Raw genomic sequence first — 21,897 nt, forward strand, 5'->3', positions numbered from 1 at the left:
TGTTCAATTGGACTTTAAAACAAACTACTACGAAATTTGGAGAAAACAAGAGAAATCGTGAGATTTTCCTTTCTATATAGAGGGAGGTTAGTTGAATAATTACCCCTTTATTGGAAATGTTTAATAATAAAAAGGAACATCTTATGATAGGACTCATTATTGCAATAATTGTATTTAATTTTTTTGCCTTTAAGACAAACAAACGACTAAATTCAATTGAAATAGTTTGCATTTGGACATTTACTATTGCTTTCCAAAATATCTTCGATTTGTTTATAGATATGAAATATCATGCTTACTGGTATATTACCTCAGGTGTTGATTGGAAAGCGTTGCCTGCACATACAGTTTTACTTCCACCAGTGAATATGATGTTTTTAAATTGGTTCCCTTTTAAATCCAAAATGATAAATCGAATTTTTTATATGTGCTTTTTTGTAGTAGGTATTTTAATTTATGAAATAAACACATTACTTCCTGAACCTTGGGGTTATTTTCATTACAAATGGTGGAGTTTATGGCATTCAGCGATTGTTGACCCAATACTTCTGTTAATCTTATTAGGATATTATAAGTGGATATGTAGGTTAGAAAGGAATTCATTAAAAAGTTAAATAAAAAGTAATGAATTTACGGTGAATACATTGAAGACTTCAGCTGCCGACAAAGGTGGCTTTTCTTGTTGTAATAACGGGGTGCAAGAGTTAAAGAAGGTGATCGCTGCGGCGGTCTTATTTCTTTTTGAGCTAACGGGGCAGGTTAGTTGAATAGAAAATAATATTACCTAACCAGAAAGGGCATAATATATTAAAGTCAATTAGAAGGGACAAAAATATGGTTAAGGTAATTATTTGGTCCTTATTTATTATTCCATGGATTTCTTTGTTCTTTTTAAACGGTAAAGCGATTCGAAGATATATGCCTGTTGCTCTATTTGCCACCGTGTTAAACACTATATTAGCTCAAATGGCTTGGTCATATAACTGGTGGAAATTTAAAGAGACTCTTTTTATATGGGATAAATTAGCACCATTATTTACAGTTTATGGTGTTTTCTTGGTGGGTACTATATGGATATTTTATTTTACATTTCGTAGATTTTGGATATATATTATTGTTAATTTAATTATCGACCTCTTCTACGGGATGGGTCTTACTAAAATGTTAAACAAACTAGAGATAAGAGAAGCTAGCAGTTTCTCTCCTCTACAAAATCTTTTAGCAATGACAATATTAGCAGTAATTCTATATCTTTATCAGATATGGCAGGAAGGAATCTTTGAAAAGGAAAATGTTAAGTAACATTCATTCGAAACCTTAAATAAAGAAGGACTTTTGTTCAACTAACGGGTGCAAGAGCTAAAGATCGTAGCTGCCATATTGGTGGCTTTTTCTTATTCGACTAACGGGGCAGTTTAGTTTAAGTACATTTCTTCACAAAGTTATAGAAAGCCGATCTTCTCAATTTAGGAAAATCGGCTTTTTTTATATTAATTTTAAATGGATTGGTCATATTTAAGCCTCAAGGACTATTCAATTTTAATGCCTAAATCAAACACATAGGGCTGCTGCGGAGCAGTTATTTTTGAAAGTTGGACAATTTTTATAACGGGAATTGTCTCTCCATTAAATTGGGTTTGCTCAATTCTTCCTGTTACTTGAACCCATTTATCCTTCGGCAATGTAGCTACATCTCCTTTTGCCATCATTCCATATACCGAAGCATCGGCAACACAACATGTGATTCCAAATCGAGCAACAATTATCTGGTTTTGCATAAATTCTTTTTCCCGATATACAAATCCTTTTGTGGTTACCGTTTTTCCAATCATCGCATTTAGATTATCTTGAATAATGTTCATTATGTTTACATACTGGTTATCTTCTATATTAATCATATTTGCCTTTAATATTTTATTCTTCAACGCATCATATTCTGTTTGAGTTAAAGGCTCAGGTTGATTATCAAGTACACTTTGTGTGTTATTTGATGTATTAGATTTATTGGTATTAGATGATGATTGTAAATTTGAACTGTTATTTATGATTTTTTTTTGTTCAGTCGGTTGAGAGGTAGCTCCCAATTTAATTGTTCTATTCATTGCAACAGAGCTGCCCAGAACATTGTTCGAGAAAAGAAATCCTGTGGTTATAGGAATAATAAACAATAAATAAAGAAAGACACTTTTCCCGAAAGAGGAAGGATAGGTATGACCGCCGTCACAATCACAATGATAAGAATGATCTTTCCCTGAAGTTCCTCTTATAATCAGAAGAACTCCAAGAATAAGGCATATAAAGAGAGTAAAGTAAATAAATCGAATCATTTTTGGTGCGATTAAAAGAGATATATTATTCGTTAGAAGTAATTTAAATAACAGTAGCATAAATCCAATTAAAATGATTCCCCTGATAAGATGATGAAAAGAAAAATCTTGGATTTTATTAGATCTCAATATTGGACACCCCCTTTATAAAAAAATTTGCTGAAAAATAAATACCGAAAAATAGACGACAAGAGGAGTTACCAATAGTAGATAAATGACAAACTTTTTCTTAAAATAACCGAATAACATTAAGGTGTTTTTTATATCAATCATAGGACCGAAAACAAGAAATGCAAGGATGGAACCTTCTGTAAAAGTGGAACCAAATGACGAAGCTACAAAGGCATCTGCTGAAGAGCATACAGAAAGGACGTATCCTAATCCCATCATAGCCATTGGTGCAAAGGTTGTGCTTGTCCCTATTGATAAGAGAACATTTCGGTCTAAGAAAGCTTGAAATAAACTGGCAAGAAATGCACCTATGAATAAATACTTCCCTGTATCAAATAATTCATCACTTGCATGATAGAGGGTTACTAATAGTTTATTTCCTCTTTGGTGGTGGTGGTGGTGCTGGTCCTCCTTCTGCACTTTAAGAATATTTTCACCTTTAAAACGTCTGTAAATGATTAATCCGATAATAATGGAACTTATAAATCCTACAAACATCCTTGCATTGGCTACATAAGGCGTGCTTTTAAATGCAAAATAAGTAGATGCATAAACGACAGGGTTTAAAATCGGAGCACTAAGCATAAATACCACACCTACATGTGAAGGCATACCTTTTTTTATTAACCTGCGAACGACAGGAACAATGGCACACTCACAAATAGGAAAGATTATTCCAAGTAAAGCAGCAGGTATAAGGGCTAAATAGGCATTACGGGGCACAACTCTTCGAATTACATTTTCGGAAACAAATGATTGGATAATTGCTGATACAAATACACCCAGTAAAATAAATGGAATGGCTTCTAAAATAATACTAAGAAAAATGGTATTTACATTAAAAAACGTACTAGGGATTCTAGTAAAAAAAGAAATGTTTTTTAATTCCTCCGCAAAAAGAAATAGAAAAAGGAATAAACAAAATAATAGTAATACGAGGCTATCTTTTACCATCTTATTTATAAAGCTCACAACCATTCTACCTCCTCAAATCTATCAACTCTATCATATGGATATGCAGTTCTAGTTAATTCATTTCATTAAAATTTGATGATTGACATAAATAAATAATCGTTATAAGATTTAATTCGTAATAATTACGATTTATATATTGTTATAAATCTTAAATAATACAAAATAATTATTCGTTTTAAATCGTAATAATTCCTAATTAAAGGCAATTTGGGAGGGAAATTAACATGAAAAGGCTTTTAGTCCCATTAATTATTTTTCTATTAATGGTAAGTGGTTGCTCAAACGCAGCTTCAACGAAAAGTGAAAAAGCAAGTGAAGGATCTAAAAAACTGCAAATTGTCACTACTTTTTATCCAATGTACTATTTTGCAAAAAAGGTGGCAGGCGACTCAGCAAACGTGGAACTTTTAATACCAAATGGTGTAGAACCACATGATTGGGAACCGACAGCAAAGGATATGGCAAAAATTCAAGACGCTGATATTTTTATTTACAATAGCCAATATTTTGAACTTTGGACTGAAAAAGTATTGAAAAGTATTAATGATTCAAAATTAAAGGTTGTTGAAGCTTCTAGTGGGATTAAAATGATGGATGCACTGGAAGGCGAGGAGCATGCTGCTTCTAAAGATCCACATGTCTGGCTTTCTCCAGTGTTAGCTCAGCAAGAAGTTAACACAATTGCTAAGGCTTTAGAACAGGCAGATCCTGGTAATAAAGACCAGTTTCAAAAAAATGCAACGTCAATAAATTCTGAGCTTGCTGATTTGGACCGTTTATATAAAGAGACAATTGATAAAGCCAAGAAGAAGGAATTTGTAACACAACATGCTGCATTTGGGTACTTGGCAAAACAATATGGACTGACTCAAATTCCTATCGCAGGATTATCACCCGACGTTGAACCAACATTAGGGAAATTAGCTGAATTAACGGAATTAACAAAGAAGAAAAATATTAAGGTTGTTTATTTTGAGGAGATGGCATCTTCAAAAGTGGCCGAAACGTTAGCTAAAGAAATAGGAGCTAAAACAGAAGTATTAAATCCATTAGAAGGATTAACGAAAAAAGAGCAAGAACAAGGTTTAGACTATATTGGTGTTATGAAAAAAAATCTGGATTCATTGAAATTATCGATTATGGACTAATTATCTAATTTACGGATATTGTTAAAGGAACTTCAACAGATGGTCATGATGATAGGGCTGCAACTGAAGACACTAAAAAGGATGAAGCAACAACAGACTTTGATAAGTCGAATTCTCTTCCTTTAATTTTTATCCATTGTTGCTGTCGTCCTATCATTTATTGCTGTTGCACTTGGATTCCGTAAAAGATAGCCTAATACCAAAGTGACTTATTCATTTCTTAAATAGGTCACTTTCTTTTTTTGCCCAAAGTGAGTATGTGAAGAAATGTACTTAAGCTAACGGGTGCAAGATAAGAGATTAGTAGATAAACCAAAACCTCATGAAAATTGTTCATCTAATTAAAAAGATGGAAAAAAAGGTAGGATTTTTACGAAAATTATAAAAAATATAATTGAAATGTTATAAAAATATATTAAAATTGATTTTAGAATGAATGTTCATTCATTCATTGTTTGAGTGCTAGACACTTGAAATATGAATGATGAAGTTAATTAAAGGCAAAATTGAATGAACATTCATTCATTTATTTCTTTGGGGGAATCTTTTATGCGTAATAAAGTACAATCAGTTAGTAAAAGTCGTCTTAATACTGAGCTATTTCCATACAAGCTCTATGTAAAAGCAAAGAAATTTGGTATTTGGAATCCAGAAGATATTGATTTCAGTCAAGATAGGTTTGATTGGGAAACTTTGACAGAAGCTGAGAAAAAGAATATTTTAATACAAATTGCACAATTTTCCGGTGGAGAAGAAGCCGTTACTATTGACCTACTCCCGTTAGTTATGACGATTGCAAAAGAAGGACGCTTAGAAGAGGAAATGTATTTAACTACATTTTTATTTGAGGAAGCTAAGCATTTAGAATTTTTCACACGCTTCCTGGAAGAAGTTGTTGGTTCGAAAGAAGATTTATCACGGTATCATAATGAGGCTTATAAGAAAATATTTTATGAAGAACTACCAGCAGCAATGGAAAGGCTAGTACATGATCAGTCACCAGAAGCACAGGCAATAGCATCCACAACCTACAATATGGTAGTGGAAGGTATAATGGCTGAAACAGGATACCATGCTTTTTATTCGGGTGTCGGGAAATTGGGGAAATTACCTGGGTTGTTAGAAGGTATTAGTCTTTTAAAAATGGATGAATCACGTCACATTAGTTATGGTACATATTTACTGCAGCGATTAATTAAAGAACACGGTGACCACATTTATAATGTAATAACCAACAGAATTAATGAATTGATGCCATTGTGCATAGGGTCAATTACAAATGGTAAAAACCCAGACGAACATATTCAAAGTGGTGTTAAACCTTTTGGAATTGATAATAATGACATGTTGGAGTTTGCGAAAAAACAGATGAATGTACGCCTTGATATTCTTAAACGTGCTCGTGAAATCAATCTAGAAGAAGTATTGAATAAAGAAGAAGAGCCTGTTTTACAATAAATGAAAAAATAAATGGTTAAAGTAACGGAGATCGGTTGTTAACTAAACCCCGCCATCACTTGGCGGGGTTTAGTTATTTATAAAATCAACGGCAAGCCTTAACACAGCCTTATGTTTAAACCATTACACATGCGACGCACAGTGCTTTTTTTAATGAAAAATGTTAATTGTAGAAGCATTATAGTATTCATTCTTTTGTTGCGGCGGATCATTTTATCCGCCGCTTTCTTTTGTGAAAATAGCCAAGGCACGGCATAATAATTTAGATTTGCTATCCTAAAATTCTTTTCTACTGTAAATTAATTGAAGAAGAAAACTTGTTTACAGATGATAAGGGGCAATTGCATTTAAGTATAAATAACATCAGTTAATGTTTGTAACAAATCATTTATACCTGACGGTTTAGTACCGAATCAATTATGGGTATATCATGAATAACTAAATCAATACAATCGCCTATCATCTACCCGCCAGGCGTTTAATAAAATCACAAATGAGAAATTCAAGTCTTATGGCACATAATGGATAGTAAATAAATAGTATTAACATGAAAATATTTGTAAGCATTGTGCGCAAAAATTAGTAGTAAATAATATTGGAGTATGTAAAAGATGCGAGGAATATTCGGAACCAATTATGAAGCATGTGACTTATATTCATTTGCCCGATACAGAAGATGGAAGACTTGGTTTTAAAAATAACAAGTCTGAAGATATTGTGTGAAGCCTAGTAGAGGTTTCACTGGTCCAGATTCCGATAAAATAATTGGACGTTGTCATATATACGATCGAAATGAACGGACAGAATTGGTTAATGCTAATAGCACAAAGGACCGAAAAATATACACCCATGATGAATTTAAAGCAAGGCATTCTGGTGAATACTTGTTAGATGATTATTCCAGGTATATTTCCCGTGAACTTGGAAAAATTCTTAAGGAAGACGATTCCATTACTGATAAAACTCTTCGTAAAGAACTAGTTCATTTTAGATGCAAAAAAAGAGGCAACGATTTAATCGCTTATACAACCATGTATCATTGGGGGGCTATTGTAGCGGCTCCTGGTTATACAGATCCAGTTACCTTTGGAGCAGGAGGTAACCCTTATGGAACAAGTGTTACTGTTGGACAAGACGGGAAAATGATCAAAGATGTTCAGGCAGCTGTTAAATATCAAGCTAAACGTACCGTTACAGCTGCAGAGTGGGTTAAAAAAGCGAATCAATAAAATTCTAATCGAAAAGAAAAGCTAGTCGGAATATTTCCGATTAGCTTTTCAAAATGCTAAGTTTTGAGCAAAGGGTAATAAGCTCTCTCTTTGTTAAAACATTAAGGCAAGATATAATCCCCCAAAAAAGGAGAAAATCGATGACTACAAAACCATTATTCACATCATCTGCAACAGCTACTGGAGGAAGACAAGGCAGAGTTGAATCATCTGATGGTAAAATAAAAGTGGATTTAGCAATGCCAGGTTCCCCAAGAGCGAAAGAATTACCAAATGCTACAAACCCTGAGCAGTTGTTCGCTTGTGGTTACTCTGCTTGTTTCGATGGAGCTTTACAGCACATCGCAAGGCAGGAACATGTCAAATTCGAATCACAAGTAACGGCAAATGTAGATTTCTTAAAAGATGAGGCCGATCAAGGATTCAAAATTGCAGTAACGTTGCATGTAAAAGGGACTGGTGTGGAAAAGGGAAAATTAGAAGAGCTTGTACATAAGGCTCACGAATTCTGTCCATACTCAAAAGCAACTAGAGGGAATATTGACGTCACTCTCCAGGTTGTTGAATAAATCAGTTTAGTGTGTTGGAACTAATTATTTCTAAGCATGAAAAATCTACGACACTAGTATAGACTAGTTAAGACTCTATGAATCATATTAAAACGCCTTAGAAGAAGATTTCTGAGGCGTTTTGGACATAAAATGTTCAAGTCATAACTGATGTATATCTATTGTGATTTAAACTAAGCTAGTTATAGATTAACAATCGTCCTTCCGCGTATTTCTCCATCGAGGGGTAACATAACGGAAGAAGCTCGGTAGAGATAGGGAATATAAATGAACAATTGAAGAAAAATAGACTTGGTAAATAAAAAGTGACCATAACAACATGGAGGTATTAACACTTACCTATTAGTAAGTTAAAATCGCATTATGGAAAATCGAAAAGAACAAATAATTGATTTAGCAATACAGTTGATTCGACAAAAAGGGTATGTAGCGTTTAGCTACGATGACATCTCTAAACAACTGGGTGTCACAAAGGCAAGCATTCACTATCATTTTGAGAAAAAGGAGGATCTAGGAGCGGCGATTATCGATAAGATAATGGAACGATTGGATAGATTTTCGAATAGCAATGCCTCTAAAGCGCCAAAAGAGAAGCTAAAGGTGTTTTTTATAGACAGAATGGAACGCTTTAGATGTTTTGACATTTGCCCAATCTCGTCCTTACAAACAGATTTTGAATCTTTGCCTGAGGCAATACAGATAAAGGAGTTACGAAGTAAATCAATGAAATGATTAAAAAAAGGTGGTCATCAGGTTGAAAGCTGTTCTTGTGGATGAAAGAAATCAAGACTTGTATATAGGTGATGTCCATGACCCTATCCCAACAGAGGGTGAGTTGCTTGTAAAAGTCAAAGCATCTGCTGTTAACCGTGCCGATCTGTTGCAGCGTAAAGGATTGTATCCCCCGCCTGCTGGCGCATCGAACATTCTTGGATTAGAGATGGCTGGTGTGATTGAAGGTGTTGGTAGCGGTGTGACCGGTTGGACAGAAGGTGACCATGTGTATGCTTTGTTGCCAGGCGGCGGATACGCAGAGAAAGTTGTCATTCCCGCAGAGATGGCGATGAAAATACCGGATGGGATGAGTTTTGAGGAAGCCGCTGCCGTTCCGGAAGCTTTTCTGACAGCCTTTTTAAACACGGTTGAATTAGGTCATTTGCAATCAGGAGAACATGTTCTGATTCATGCCGGAGCAAGTGGTGTCGGGACAGCTGCTATCCAGATTGCAAAGGAATTAGGGGCAACCAGCATTGTCACCGCCGGATCTGCTGAAAAGTTAGATAGATGTTTAGCTCTTGGGGCCAATTATACTGTAAATTATAAAGAGGAAGATTTTTCTAAAAAGGTTCAAGCAATTACCGATGGGAGCGGGGTCCAACTGATTCTCGACTTTATTGGGGCCTCCTATTGGGATGCCAATATCAAATCCATTGGGATCGATGGGAGATGGATCTTGATTGGGGTACTAGGAGGGCAACAATTAGCCAATGTGAATTTGGGGGCATTTCTGCAAAAAAGGATAAAATTTATCGGCTCGACATTAAGATCAACGAGTAAGTCTTTTAAGATTGAGCTAACTCGTAAGTTTGAAGCATTTTCGAATGAAAAGTTTGCAAATGGAAAACTGGCTCCGATTATTGATCGTGTTTACGAATGGCAGGATGTAGCCGAAGCTCATCAATATATGGAGGAAAATCGGAACATTGGTAAGATTGTTCTAAAAGTTGAATAAGAACGAATTTAATTTAATTTAACCATACTTCTTTAAATGCTAAATTAACACTGTTTTACATGGGACGGATTTTAATCTGATTTGAGAAAATTGTTCATATAGGCTCTGATGCAAAGAAAGTGTACAGTTTACAGAAAAAAGGTAGAATTCGCTAATTGAATTCTACCTTTTTATAGGGCCAAAATTCATTTTACTTTTATAAGTTAAGCTGTTTCTTTTTCCTTTTTTTCAATTTTTCCGATAGTATCATTTTCAATATACCGTGCAATGAGAGAACCAACAAGTAAGGACCAAACGGGCGCACTTATACTTAATAAGGTAATCTTTGATAAGGCAATAATGAAGGCAAATACAGTACTTATCTTCATTGTTTGCTTTGAGAAAGATTGATGCAAACTATTTCCAAATACACCGAGAAGCGAAAATCCAACAATCATTGAAATGAACTCTTTCGGTAATGCTTGGATTAGTGGAACCAGTTTCCTAGAGAATAAACCGTAAACGAGAAGAAGAACACCCGCCACTACAGCCCCCATGTATCTTTTTTCCTTTGGACCTGCCTCTTCATCTGCACATATTACTGTTGCCATTCCAGCAATATTTGCAGACTGACCTCCAAAAAAGCTTGTTATGATTGAAAATAATCCGCTAATTGTAATAATTTGATTGATAGGGGTCCGATAATTATTTTTTTCCAATGCACCGACCGCAACTGCTGCATCGTTGCTTAAAATGAGAAATGCAAGCGGGATAGAGACAGAAAGGAAACTTACTATATTAAAATCAGGTAATTGAGTTTGGGGCATAATCACTCCAGTATTCCATTTAATGTTATTCAATGGATAGAACCAGATCAATAATATAGTTCCAATGACAATCGCTGCAATTACAGGCGGAATTTTTATTTTCCACCTGCTAAAAATAAAAAAGGCCACCAATGGAATAAATCCAATTAATATTAGCTTGTTGATGGAAACAATAAAATTCACCATATAGTTTGTAATCATTCCTGCCAGCATTGCCGAAATAATTTCTTTAGGCACCAACTTAATCAATTTTGAGAAAAAACCCAGAAATCCAATGAGTACCATTAAAATGCCTGAAATAATATATGCTCCGATTAATTCATGGTAGCTAAACTGCGATGTCATCGTTGTCAGGAATGCAATACCAGTAAGCGTATGGCCACCAACAATCGGTATCCGACTATACATGGGAAGAATAATGCCAAATAATCCTCCAAATACATAGACTGCAAATATCCATAGAATCGTCTGTGTGGTACTGAAGTTTCCCTTTGTTGCTGCTTCCAATATAAGAGCAGTAGGTCCCGTAATAATGAATATTCCTGCAATCAAACCTGCCGAAATATTTTTATGATTTAAATCCTTATAGGATACTCTATTCCTGCTAATTCTATCCTCTGGAAAACTATTCATGTTTCTCCCCCTTTTTATATGAAGTGCTTGCTTGTATTCTATTAAAAATTATAAAATTACATAATTTTAGCTATTCTTTCATAATAAAAGATTTAACAGCTTTGTAACCCTCCAATCCAATATTTTTATTACCATCCATTTTAATTTATGAAATATATAAATTTTAAAGTGGCTCGCAATAAATCAGTGGATGTGGTTTGTGGGTAACAATTTATAGAAAAATATTTTCTATCTGGCACTTGCTAATTTATTTGGCAAATCTCCGCTGCTATAGGCTTTACTATCGGACCAGGCGCCGTTTTTTCAGCCTTTCTCACGTTCTTCATCGGACGCTGGATCGATAAGTACGGCAGTGTGCGGTTTCTGATTCTCGGGCATGGGATTTTAGCTATCGTTTTGATAGCCTTTTGGGCGGTCCTAGGCACATCACCAAATGTCATCTTGTTCGGGTACCTATTCTTCTCGCCTGCAACCTCTGTAACTTTAGCTTTCTTAAACTACGAAACTTCACGTATTTTGCCGGCCAAGTTGATCGGTTCAGGCATGGGACTCATGCAGCTCATCCAGTTTTTCGGCGGTTCGTTTTCCGTTGTGGTTTGCGGTATATTACCCGAATTTCAAAAAAGGAATACGATGGTCCGTGCCTATGAAAATGTGTACGGCGCTTTAATTGCGGTATGCATTTTCTCGTTATTCACGATGCTCTGGTTCATGCAATCCGTCCGTCGGTCCAATACTTCAAGAGTTAAACTAACGGAAAAAGCGAAAGCGTAATAGCAAAATAATTGAACAATTAAGGTGCACTTATTAGGGACACAAAGTTATTTAGCGGATGGGGAAAACTTCAATCTGGACAATCATTTGATGCAGTTAATACCGAAGAAAAAGCAAAAGTTGGCCGTTTAGGCGAGTTAAGTGACCAATTTGTAGCTGCAGATAAATATGTTTTTGTTACACCATTTTGGAACTTTTCATTCCCTCCAGTTATGAAGGCTTATCTTGATTCAGTTTCTGTAGCTGGGAAAACTTTCAAATATACAGAAAACGGCCCGATTGGTCTACTTCAAGATAAAAAAGCATTTAATTCCTAGTCCGTAAGCACCCCCGTGTTGTTTTATAATATCGAGTGTCTCATTGTAAGTTTCTTTAATAGCAAAATCACGCTGTAATTTTAACAAATATTGTAACCAAGTGATTGGGTGTAATAGTTGTCATTATAGTAGGGATACTAAATAATTTTGCGGTTTTTGCCAATCAAGAGAGGTTATTTCGCAAATGTGCAATATCATGTGATTGCACTGAAAATGTCATTTGGGGTGATGATCAATTACCATCAGAGTATGGTCAGTCGGAGTAAGCAAATTCTGAGAACTGCGATCTGTAGTTGTAATTCTTGACGTTTCAGAAACTTCGGTAGGAATACCGTAAAAATGGTTTCTACAAATTGGGCAACTATAAACTACAGGGTTCATGTGAATTTCCCTCCAATTATTCATGGGGATAAGAATTTTATTCATGAAGTAATATATGCATAAATACCATTATGAGTGGCTTGTTGTTACAAATGGTATTGATACCTGCCAAGCAAAGCGTACAATAACAGTTGCAGAATGAGTTATGAAAGAAAATCAATAAACTATTCGTTTAAAGACTAATCGTAACTAACGATTAGCTTTTGTTTTTTCGATTATATGAGAGATAAGAAGTTCTATTTTTTATTTTAAAAAGCCCATGCTACTTGTCATTCATTAAACAAAAGAAGGGAACACTTTAAACAACATACCATTCTTATATTAAGTTAAATCAGAATCATTTTAGAAGGGGCATATTTGGAATTTACTCATTCAATGGTTAATGATAATAAACGATCTGGAGGGACCGTCTTGGAGAACACAAATTGTGATTTTTCACCAATGAAAGAGAATTTAGAAAATGGTATTAAACACCTAATACATATACTGCAATCTAACCTAAACGTTCTAGGAAATGAAAATTATTGTGTATTAGGTAGTTTAGAGGATGCTAAAAACCAGCTAAATTCAATTGAATCTACGGCAGCCTCGTATTATTTAGAATGCTATTTATCCTCTTTTACTAATACATATAAGGCCCTGTCAACTACTGTACAGCACCTTTCCAAATTAAAACATGGAGCATTGATAGTAGTCGAACGTGGTGACTCTATTGAAACTATTATCCAAAAAGGAACCACAATTGGAGCTATGGTCACACATAAATTATTAGAAGCTATCTTTTACCCTGGGAACCCTCTCCATGATGGGGCTGTTTTGATCCGAGGAAAAGTGGTGGTTTCAGCAGCCAATGTACTTCCTTTAACTAATAAAGTATTTGATGGAAAGAAGCTTGGAACCCGTCATCGTGCAGCTCTCGGAATATCTGAGCAAAGTGATGCCCTTGCTCTTGTTGTTTCAGAGGAAACTGGCCAAATTTCATTTGCGATTAATGGTAATCTTTATCCAATTAACACTACACAACCCATAGTTTTTTAAGTTTATAAATAACAATAGAAACATCTAAAAAAGAAGTTTAAAGAGGGATTGAAAATTATTGGAAGGGCAACATTATCAATGTGGATTCTTATTTTAATAAAACGTAAGGAGATTGGCTCCAATGACAAATGTAAATCTTGCAATTATTTTTTATAGTTCAACAGGAACAAATTATCAATTAACACAGTGGGCATCCGAAGGAGCAAGAGAAGCTGGAGCAGATGTTAAGGTCTTAAAAGTTCCTGAATTAGCTCCGCAAGAAGTTATTGATTCAAATCCTGTATGGAAACATTATTCCGAGGAAGTTGCAGCATGTGTTCCAACTGTTTCACTTGAAGATTTAGAATGGGCAGACGCAATCATTTTTAGCGTTCCAACTAGATTCGGAAATATGCCGTCACAGATGAAGCAATTCTTAGATACAACAGGGGGGCTGTGGTTTAATGGAAAACTCGTAAATAAAGTAGTAAGTGCTATGACTTCTGCTCAAAACCCTCACGGTGGTCAAGAGGCAACCATTTTGTCATTATATACAACGATGCACCATTGGGGAGCTATTATTGCCACTCCAAGCTATACTGATCCAGTAATCTTTGGAGCAGGTGGAAACCCTTATGGAACAAGTGTAACTGTTGACCAGAATGGCAAAATGATTGAGGATTTTTCTGCTGTTCAAGCCGCTGTAAAGCACCAAGCAAAACGCACCGTTACGGTTGCGGAATGGGTGAAGAAAGGGAATCAATAAAGTTAGAAGAGCTAATCGACTAGTTAGATTTTCTCTTTAGTTTTGGCTTTTATATTTTGTTTTCAGTAAGGAACCCAATATTGAGCGATAGATTTAAAAGTTAGTTACATAATGAAACAGCAAAACAGAGTGGTTTCCCATAATTAAAAATGGATGTTTTTTCAAGGTCTATGTTGATAAAATTTTTCTGCAGGGAAACTCTATAAACAAAGTAAACTTTTATCGGTTGGAGGCCGTTAGAATGAAGGTTTTATCAATGATCCAGCCTTGGGCAAGTCTTTTTGTCCTTCGTGAGGCCAAATATGAAACAAGGACATGGAGAACGAATTATCGAGGGCCATTGGCCATTCACACAAGTAAAAAAATAGATAAGGCTGTCTGCAACCATGTAGCAATCCAGGCGTTGCTTGGAAAGCATGGGTACACAAAAGAGAACCTTCCAACTGGCATGATCATTGCGGTATGCAGGCTGGAAAATTGTTTGATGGTGACTGAAAACAACCAGACGAGTTCAATCCTGGAGGATGGAAGAATTGTATCAGGTAATGACTATTTTTTAGGTGACTTTCAAGTGGGAGGTTTTGCTTGGGAAGTTCAGGACATGCAGATACTGGATGAGTTTATTCCAGCGAAAGGAAAACTAGGACTATGGGAATATAATTTATAACAATTTTTAGATAAAACTTATCCGCAGAATAAATACACCGACTTAATTATTTGGGTGCCATTAAGTTTTTAGACCTTTTTTCACCACAACACGTATAGAACGGTTACATAAATTTCGTTAACATAAAAATACCATTTTTCCTGAATGAGAAAATGTATTTTCTTTAGTAGGAGTGATTAATTATTTTTTCAATCTAATTATTACACCCGGTATCACAAATAACATTGGTAGCCAATTCATAAGGTACACTTACTTTATATTTCTTAAACTTTCACGATCTTCAGCTAAAGGTGGTTGCTCCATCCAACCATATTTAATTAAAAGTTGAGCTCCGTCCGCCGTATACAGCCCTATCTCAGCCATGTGCTTTGTGAATTTCATGGCAAGGCCTCTTCTTTGAGAAATAGAAGCACCAGCTGCAAAATAACCAACTGCTGCGGAAACCAAAATATCAATATGATTTAACATTAATTTATCAGAATAAGGGGAAACAGTGGAATTTGTAACTTCAGATACCCATGAAGCAGGAGATGTCAATTCATCTTTTGCTAGAATAGCACTTAGTTCTCCGAATTGCTTTTCACAAAGTTTTTTCCTTCTTGGAAATACTTTTGTACTTCTTCTGTTTGGCAACGATACCTAAGAATATAAGTTCTTAAACTATAAGAAAGATTGTGAATTAATGTACTTAAGCTAACGGGTGCAAGAGTTAAAGAATCAGCTGCCGATTTGGCCGCTATTTTTGTTGATCAACTAACGGGCAGCATTCCTGTAATGAAGAAATATGAGGTTTGAATATAAAAAAGCCCCTTGGTAAGATATGAGTGTCCAAAGCTTGGCGGCAAAAAGGACACAAACATAATACCAGGAGGCTATTTAAATGAATTATAACCAAAATGAAAAGATTGCTCAAATTACTTCTCAAACATTAATTAAGGTGTTGATATTGCTAAATACAAGCATGTGGCAAGAGCCAAGGACTTTAGAGGTTTAGAGTTTTCGGCACCCTTTTATTTTGAAAATACAAATTCGAGCTTTAACTGTTTCATAGAGTGGCATAAAAAGTTGATGGATCAAAATAAAATGGAAAAAGTGATCGTAGGAATGGAGCCGACAGGTCATTATTGGTTCAATTTAGCTCATTTCCTTACTTGCTTTAATCGAATGGATAGGGTTGAAATATTTTCACTCAATTAAACATTATCATGGATCGACTACACTTTGTTAATTACAAGTTGGCTTTATTGCTTAGTATTCCATGTACTCTTTTCATGTTGATTTGGTTTGATTACATATAAGAAAAACTTTGAAGTTAGTTTGTGAAGGATTATATTTATAGTAACGGGTGAGATGCTGTAACAAGTCACGCTTTTCCTTATTCAAGTAATGAGTAAGTTAACTTTTCGATTAAATCCGAGGCGATAGAGAAAATGTAGCAGGAATAAATTTACGATAGAATACAAGTAAATTAAATGGAAATAATAAAAAAAATTATTGCAAGGGTAATATTGGAGTTGTCGGTAGAGTATGCAATTGCTCATAAGTTCATGTATCGCTTGGATAACAATCATTTTAATTTCGATTATACCAAAAAAGCTGTCTATACTCGATTTTGTCTTTTTATACTGTGTTCTACTATGCCTTACCTCAACTTCGTTTACAATTTTTGAGTTGAATTTTAACATTATTACCTTTCCAATGCTCGGTGTAAACTTGTGGGCAGTCACGATATATCGTTTGGTTACGTCTCCACTTCTAATCCTGATGATTTTTAATGCTTTACAGCCTTCAGAAGAAAGAAAAACAAATTGGACCTTATCCATTGCCATTTGGATAGGGCTCACCACATATGATTGGACACTCGACCATTTTAAAATTATCAAGTATCAAATTTTGTACGTAAGGACCTCAATTGGAATAGCATATTTGTGTTTAATCTTAATTACATGGGGGTTGTTGAAGTGGTACAAAAGGTTTGATTATACCAGAAAGAGGAGCATACATGATAGCTACAATCGTTTACGATAATCGATTCAATGCTAATGAATGGTTTGGTATTATTGGATTGTGCATTGGACTCTTCTTTATGATTAAACTTCCGTCGCGTTTCCCAAGAAAAATTGCGATTCTATTTTTTTTATGTGGTTTAACCTTCGGAACATTAGCCGACCATTACATAGGCACAACCCCAAAGAGTTTATATGATACTGGTAATACATCCGATTTTGACCTTACAGATGTTCCCTCTTTATTAATGTACGGTCCATTCAGTTATTTGTTTTTTTACATTTATGATTTCATTAAAATCAAAACAAATTTTATTCCAATATACATTTTATTCTGGTCGTTGGCTTCATCACTTTTCGAATGGCTGGGGGGGGTAGCAGGTCTTTTTCACTATAATAATGGCTACTGGATTGGGATTTCGTTTATGATATACCTTTTGGTTCACTCAATTTGGATTATTTTTTATCACATTATCTACCAACATGAAAAAACTTTGAAAGTTTAACCCTTCACACAAAAGTATAAAGATTACATCTATCGGAAGATGTGCCGATTGCGTTTTTTTATTTGTGAATGTTTTCACTTAAACTATCGGGTGCAAGAGTTAAACAAGAGGTTGCTGCAGCAGCGTCTTGTTTTCTTATTGAACTTACGAAACAGGATAGTTAAATAAGGTATTTACAATTGCAAAGATGAATTATATATATCCCCAAAAAGTATTCTTTTCTATTGATTTTAGAGGATTTTGAGTATTTTTTTAACTTGATGTGCATTTGATGCTACCTTAATATAAACAAGTGCAAAAGTTTCTAAATAAGAGGTGTAATTATGAAGTTTGATGAGTTTACAGTTGGACAGGTGTTTGAAACTAAGTCCTTCAAAATGACAAAAGCGGATATTATGAGATTTGCAGGAGAATTTGATCCTCAATACATGCATTTAGATGAGGAAAAAGCAAAGCAGGGGAGATTTGATGGAATCATCGCTTCCGGACTACATACATTAAGCATTTCAGTAAGGCTTTGGATTGAACAAGGTATCTATGGTGATGATATCATCGCTGGAACAGGGATGAATAATTTGAAATTTATAAAACCGGTGTATCCTGGTGATGAATTGTATACCATCGCCGAGGTTATCGATAAGAAAGAGACGAAGAATGAATCGGGAATCATTACTGTATTGTTATCTACTTACAACGATAAAGAAGATAAAGTATTAGAAGTAGACCTGTCGGGATTGATTAAGCGATGATGTGTTGTAATTGAAAATAAGTGAAATAATCTACACAAGTCAATTACGGCTTATGGGTTGAGTATTTTCGTAATTACATTTTTGGAAAGGGTCTTATTCCACTAACGGGTGCAAGAGTTAAAGAAAGTGATCGCTGCGGCGGTCTTTTTTCTTGTTGTGCTAACGAAGCAGTTTAGTGCAACAACAACGGAATTAAATTTTAATTAAGTACCTTATTAATTCCATTATGGAATTAAAAGAGTGGTTATTATTTATTAGAACAATAAAATCTTAAATGGTAAGATTAATTTATTGAAAATTGCAATAAATACAGGGAAGGGGAATTATGGTTGGATACAAAAATGGCTCGAAATCGTGCTGAATTATCTGGAAAGTTAACAAATGTATTAGATTCCAGAACATTAACAAACTCACACCAAAGACTCGCAGAAATTATTACGGAAGGCATGGCAATTCTTGATGTTGGATGTGGTACAGGGGCAATTACTAGAGGCATAGCAGAAGCTGTGGGTCCAAATGGACGTGTAGTGGGAATTGACAGTAATCCAGCCTTAATTGAAAAAGCACGTCAATCATATGGCGAAATACCAGGATTATCATTTGAAACAGGCGACATTTATAATCTTCCTTATGAACAACAGTTTGACATTGTTACCTGTTCACGGGTTTTAATATGGTTATCCGACCCATTAAAAGGATTGATAAAGATGACATCTGCTGCAAAAATTGGAGGTCGCATTTTAATTGCGGATTATAACCATGATAAGATTTCATGGAATCCCCTGCCACCTTCAAGTATGCTCTACTTTTACGCTGCCTATTTGAAATGGCGTGCAGAAGCAGGTATGGATAATACAATTGCAGATAACCTTCCTGGACTGTTTCGAAAAGTTGGTATAGAAGATATTACTATAACCCCCATTCATGAGGTAACAAACAGAAGGGACCCTGATTTTCCAACTCGCATTGGGATATGGGCTGATACTGCTTCAAGCAGAGGAGTTCAAATGGCGAGAGACGGTTTTATTTGTGAACAGGATTATGTGAGTGCTGAAAACGATTATCGAGAATGGATGATGCGTGATGCTGAATCTTTAACGATGTATATGTTAGCAGTTGAAGGAGTAAGGATCTGTTAAAGCCTCACTCAAAATAAACACATTATACTATGTTGTTAATTAACTAACGAGGGCGATTGTTCAATAAGAGCAATCGCTTTTCTTGTTCCGCTAACGGATGCAGGTTTGATGAAGAAAGGAAATGAAAAGAAGCATTTCCCAAAGGTTATTTAATAACTATTTTCAATAAAATATACGGTATAATAATTTACCAACCCAAACGCAAGTAAAATCCAAATCAGAATGAATAGTACAGCAACAAACCAGTTTTTTGGTTTACCATTATTCCTAATATCTTCAGCCTTTTCTCTGTTTTCTTCAATAATGTAAGGTGGTATTAATTTTAGTGCCAGTGAAATGCCCAGTGGAACAATAATTAGATCATCTAGATAAACCCAATACAGGAATGAAGTCAGGGATCAAATCGATAGGACTAAAAGCATAAGCTACTACACAGATAGCAACCAATTTAGCGTACCAAGGTACTCTATTATCTTTGTATGATAAATAAAGAACGAATAAATTTTGTTTTAGTTTTCTTGCGTAGTTTTTTAATTTTGTAATTGTATTTTCTTGTTCCATCTAACTCCCCCTTGTTAGTAATGATTATAAAGTAAAATAGGAGAGAGTTGAAACAATTTTTGGGACAGTGTTTATTCAAGTATGGAAGTATTCAGTGGAATTAGGATAGCCTAGAAAACATCATTTGACAGTAAAAAAAATCCGAAGCAAATAAGGGATTTTATGGTAAAAATGTGGGTGGAATTATTTTTTATAGTTAACAGGGAGGAAAAAACTAGTGATATATTTCATTGGTAGTTCAGCTATAGGGTTTATCTATCTATATTTAATATATAGATTAGTTGATCTTTCATTGAAATATTTCGAAAGAAAGGGCGTAAAAGATCATTGTTTAAAGGTTCTTCCATCCTTAATTGATATATTTGGCACAAGTTATTTTTGGGCTACTTCCTGCCTGAACCGTTAAATAAATTTACTAGAGGAATTCGCCTTTTCACTTATTTCAGTGGTATAGGTGCAATATTTTTTTTAATCCTTTTCCTCATAGTTAGACCTATTAATCTAATTCTATATAAGAAAGAAATTAACTAAATAAATTGAAGCTTCTTATTAACTACCATGAAAGTACAAAACAGTGAAAATCTAAAAAAGACAATGCCAAAGTAGACCCAGCAATTTTAATTTTAAAAAAAGCTGAGCCTAAAATTAAACCTCATGTCGCAATATCAGTATGACCACAAAAACCCTACTTTCATTCTTTGTGGTGAAGAGATGATTTTTTCGATTCATGGATGGCTAACGGGTGCTAGAATTAGAGAAGGTGATTGCTGCGGCGGTCCTTTTTCTTGTTGTACTAACGGGGCAGGTAGTGGAACAAGATTTCCGGTGTAAGCAACTATAAAAACTGCAGAATCAACCGCTTTAAATTAGGTTATTAGAGGGTCGGATTGTTGAATTTGGTACAAAACTAATATAAAGTGGATGTTTACAAATACTAAATACTAAATCCCTTTATTAAGCAGTAAAGTAGGAGAAAATAATGAGTATTGAAATGGAAAAAGAGCATCTTATCCAGTACGGGTTAAAAGTGTTTGAAGAAATAGGGGCTAATGAAATTTGCAGCGTCTGTATTAGAAGTGGAAATTCTTGTTGTCATGGGTGTGAATTCTTAAAGGATAAGGAAGGTTGTCAAAAACGTAACACCTCTTGTATTGCGTGGCTATGCGGCTTACAAAAACTTTATTTTAAAGAGATTGGGTTATTAGATGATTGGGAAAAATTGTGGACAAAAATTCCAGGTAAATTACACCGTGGAGATGTGACTCCTGATATAGTGAAGGTGAATACATTACTCAAAGTTAAACACATTAATAAAAACTCAGGAAAGTTAATGGCTGATAAATTCAAAACTTTTGTAGAAGATGGGGGTAACTTAGAAAAATTAGAGAGACGTTTAGAACACGATTTTGTTACGGAAAAACTATAAATAATCTGCTGCTTGTAATCGCTCTACAATTTTTTAAGAGCCGATCCAAAAGGAAAAATGAAGACACAAAAATTTAAAAAGACTGAAAACCGATTTAAATTTTTGTTATAATTTACAAGTCATCATATTAGGATGAAAGGCTATTGTGACAGACTTTTTCTTACTCGTTAACAGAGTTAATATGTTGAAGAACTCGGATCTCCTGTTGTGTTTCACCCGAATAAAAAGGTACCTGATTATTCGGATGCATACTTAATTATTCCATGTAAATAAACTGAGTATTCTCGCTTTACACATTCTCTTAACTTGATTTTTCCTTCACTTTCTAATTCTCCAACCCAGTCTTCAATCTTTTTTTCATCTTCTTTTGTAGCCTTAGGAATCTCTGTTGAAAAAAAATTACCTCGACTGGCATCGCGAAGATTTTTTAATAAACCAACTTTATTCATTGGGTCATCCCCTTTATCTATTATTTTCGACATAAAGGATGTTTTATCCTTTGAATTTCGTAATAATTTTCTCGAGTTTTCTTAATCTGCC

At 34.8% G+C, this 21,897-nt stretch carries 21 protein-coding genes and 2 pseudogenes; 17 read left to right on the forward strand and 6 right to left on the reverse strand.

What is annotated here, in order from left to right; genetic code table 11:
• Nucleotides 1-834 precede the first annotated feature (834 nt).
• Entirely contained in the window at nucleotides 835-1,302 is a 468-nt protein-coding gene (locus PH210_RS25205; protein ID WP_289989129.1) for a hypothetical protein, read from the forward strand.
• Between the two features lie 227 nt (nucleotides 1,303-1,529).
• Here PH210_RS25205 and PH210_RS25210 read toward each other — a convergent pair whose 3' ends face one another.
• Together PH210_RS25210 and PH210_RS25215 are read right to left on the reverse strand one after the other, a co-directional pair.
• Nucleotides 1,530-2,456, reverse strand: coding sequence for a TIGR03943 family putative permease subunit (locus PH210_RS25210; RefSeq protein ID WP_289989130.1), 927 nt, complete (start codon nucleotides 2,454-2,456; stop codon nucleotides 1,530-1,532).
• Between the two features lie 15 nt (nucleotides 2,457-2,471).
• Complete coding sequence (locus tag PH210_RS25215; RefSeq protein ID WP_483312146.1) at nucleotides 2,472-3,452, reverse strand: permease; 981 nt, start codon at nucleotides 3,450-3,452, stop codon at nucleotides 2,472-2,474.
• A 245-nt stretch (nucleotides 3,453-3,697) separates the two neighbouring features.
• On the opposite strand from PH210_RS25215, the gene PH210_RS25220 reads away from it, so the two are divergent.
• The 6 genes from PH210_RS25220 (at nucleotide 3,698) to PH210_RS25245 (ending at nucleotide 9,609) form a co-directional block, all read left to right on the forward strand.
• The gene (locus tag PH210_RS25220) at nucleotides 3,698-4,621 is read left to right on the forward strand and encodes a metal ABC transporter substrate-binding protein (protein ID WP_289989132.1); all 924 of its coding nucleotides are present in this window, start codon (nucleotides 3,698-3,700) and stop codon (nucleotides 4,619-4,621) included.
• 549 nt (nucleotides 4,622-5,170) lie between these two features.
• A complete protein-coding gene (locus tag PH210_RS25225; RefSeq protein WP_289989133.1) occupies nucleotides 5,171-6,079 on the forward strand; it encodes a R2-like ligand-binding oxidase in 909 nt (302 codons plus the stop codon).
• 719 nt (nucleotides 6,080-6,798) lie between these two features.
• Complete coding sequence (locus tag PH210_RS25230) at nucleotides 6,799-7,308, forward strand: hypothetical protein (RefSeq protein ID WP_289989134.1); 510 nt, start codon at nucleotides 6,799-6,801, stop codon at nucleotides 7,306-7,308.
• A gap of 140 nt (nucleotides 7,309-7,448) precedes the next feature.
• Nucleotides 7,449-7,877 carry an organic hydroperoxide resistance protein gene (locus PH210_RS25235; protein WP_289989135.1) on the forward strand — a complete coding sequence of 143 codons (429 nt, stop codon included), beginning with the start codon at nucleotides 7,449-7,451 and terminating at the stop codon, nucleotides 7,875-7,877.
• A 363-nt stretch (nucleotides 7,878-8,240) separates the two neighbouring features.
• On the forward strand, nucleotides 8,241-8,609 hold the full coding sequence (locus PH210_RS25240; RefSeq protein WP_289989136.1) for a TetR/AcrR family transcriptional regulator: 369 nt from the start codon (nucleotides 8,241-8,243) through the stop codon (nucleotides 8,607-8,609).
• 22 nt (nucleotides 8,610-8,631) lie between these two features.
• Entirely contained in the window at nucleotides 8,632-9,609 is a 978-nt protein-coding gene (locus PH210_RS25245) for an NAD(P)H-quinone oxidoreductase (RefSeq protein ID WP_289989137.1), read from the forward strand.
• Between the two features lie 203 nt (nucleotides 9,610-9,812).
• Here PH210_RS25245 and PH210_RS25250 read toward each other — a convergent pair whose 3' ends face one another.
• A complete protein-coding gene (locus PH210_RS25250; protein ID WP_289989138.1) occupies nucleotides 9,813-11,048 on the reverse strand; it encodes a benzoate/H(+) symporter BenE family transporter in 1,236 nt (411 codons plus the stop codon).
• A gap of 270 nt (nucleotides 11,049-11,318) precedes the next feature.
• Between PH210_RS25250 and PH210_RS25255 the strand changes: the two genes are divergently transcribed.
• The 5 genes and pseudogenes from PH210_RS25255 (at nucleotide 11,319) to PH210_RS25275 (ending at nucleotide 14,970) form a co-directional block, all read left to right on the forward strand.
• A complete protein-coding gene (locus PH210_RS25255; protein ID WP_483312147.1) occupies nucleotides 11,319-11,822 on the forward strand; it encodes an MFS transporter in 504 nt (167 codons plus the stop codon).
• A gap of 38 nt (nucleotides 11,823-11,860) precedes the next feature.
• Nucleotides 11,861-12,133 (forward strand): annotated as a pseudogene (locus PH210_RS25260) (NAD(P)H-dependent oxidoreductase); the annotation flags it as partial.
• Nucleotides 12,134-12,931: 798 nt separating this feature from the next.
• Nucleotides 12,932-13,558, forward strand: coding sequence for a sporulation-specific diadenylate cyclase CdaS (cdaS, locus tag PH210_RS25265; protein ID WP_289989139.1), 627 nt, complete (start codon nucleotides 12,932-12,934; stop codon nucleotides 13,556-13,558).
• 121 nt (nucleotides 13,559-13,679) lie between these two features.
• Nucleotides 13,680-14,303 carry an NAD(P)H:quinone oxidoreductase gene (wrbA, locus tag PH210_RS25270; RefSeq protein WP_289989140.1) on the forward strand — a complete coding sequence of 208 codons (624 nt, stop codon included), beginning with the start codon at nucleotides 13,680-13,682 and terminating at the stop codon, nucleotides 14,301-14,303.
• Nucleotides 14,304-14,544: 241 nt separating this feature from the next.
• Nucleotides 14,545-14,970, forward strand: a complete 426-nt coding sequence (locus PH210_RS25275) for an ASCH domain-containing protein (RefSeq protein ID WP_092268213.1) — start codon at nucleotides 14,545-14,547, stop codon at nucleotides 14,968-14,970.
• Between the two features lie 249 nt (nucleotides 14,971-15,219).
• Here PH210_RS25275 and PH210_RS25280 read toward each other — a convergent pair whose 3' ends face one another.
• On the reverse strand, nucleotides 15,220-15,603 hold the full coding sequence (locus PH210_RS25280; RefSeq protein ID WP_289989141.1) for a DUF3231 family protein: 384 nt from the start codon (nucleotides 15,601-15,603) through the stop codon (nucleotides 15,220-15,222).
• A 247-nt stretch (nucleotides 15,604-15,850) separates the two neighbouring features.
• Between PH210_RS25280 and PH210_RS25285 the strand changes: the two are divergent.
• The 4 genes and pseudogenes from PH210_RS25285 to PH210_RS25300 all read left to right on the forward strand — a co-directional run.
• A pseudogene (locus tag PH210_RS25285) lies at nucleotides 15,851-16,119 on the forward strand (IS110 family transposase); the annotation flags it as partial.
• An 853-nt stretch (nucleotides 16,120-16,972) separates the two neighbouring features.
• Nucleotides 16,973-17,482, forward strand: coding sequence for a hypothetical protein (locus PH210_RS25290; protein WP_289989142.1), 510 nt, complete (start codon nucleotides 16,973-16,975; stop codon nucleotides 17,480-17,482).
• Between the two features lie 323 nt (nucleotides 17,483-17,805).
• Nucleotides 17,806-18,231: a MaoC family dehydratase gene (locus tag PH210_RS25295; protein ID WP_027323056.1), complete on the forward strand. Its 426-nt coding sequence runs from the start codon at nucleotides 17,806-17,808 to the stop codon at nucleotides 18,229-18,231.
• A 329-nt stretch (nucleotides 18,232-18,560) separates the two neighbouring features.
• Nucleotides 18,561-19,370: a class I SAM-dependent methyltransferase gene (locus tag PH210_RS25300; RefSeq protein WP_289989143.1), complete on the forward strand. Its 810-nt coding sequence runs from the start codon at nucleotides 18,561-18,563 to the stop codon at nucleotides 19,368-19,370.
• Between the two features lie 360 nt (nucleotides 19,371-19,730).
• Here the strand turns inward: PH210_RS25300 and PH210_RS29940 are convergent, their stop codons facing one another.
• On the reverse strand, nucleotides 19,731-19,931 hold the full coding sequence (locus tag PH210_RS29940) for a YkvA family protein (RefSeq protein WP_483312145.1): 201 nt from the start codon (nucleotides 19,929-19,931) through the stop codon (nucleotides 19,731-19,733).
• A 979-nt stretch (nucleotides 19,932-20,910) separates the two neighbouring features.
• On the opposite strand from PH210_RS29940, the gene PH210_RS25310 reads away from it, so the two are divergent.
• Complete coding sequence (locus PH210_RS25310; protein ID WP_289989144.1) at nucleotides 20,911-21,357, forward strand: DNA mismatch repair protein; 447 nt, start codon at nucleotides 20,911-20,913, stop codon at nucleotides 21,355-21,357.
• A 236-nt stretch (nucleotides 21,358-21,593) separates the two neighbouring features.
• Here the strand turns inward: PH210_RS25310 and PH210_RS25315 are convergent, their stop codons facing one another.
• Entirely contained in the window at nucleotides 21,594-21,806 is a 213-nt protein-coding gene (locus PH210_RS25315; RefSeq protein WP_289989145.1) for a hypothetical protein, read from the reverse strand.
• Nucleotides 21,807-21,897: the final 91 nt, after the last annotated feature.

It is taken from the genome of Paenibacillus sp. BSR1-1 (assembly GCF_030403775.1).
Lineage (GTDB): Bacteria > Bacillota > Bacilli > Bacillales > Cytobacillaceae > Neobacillus.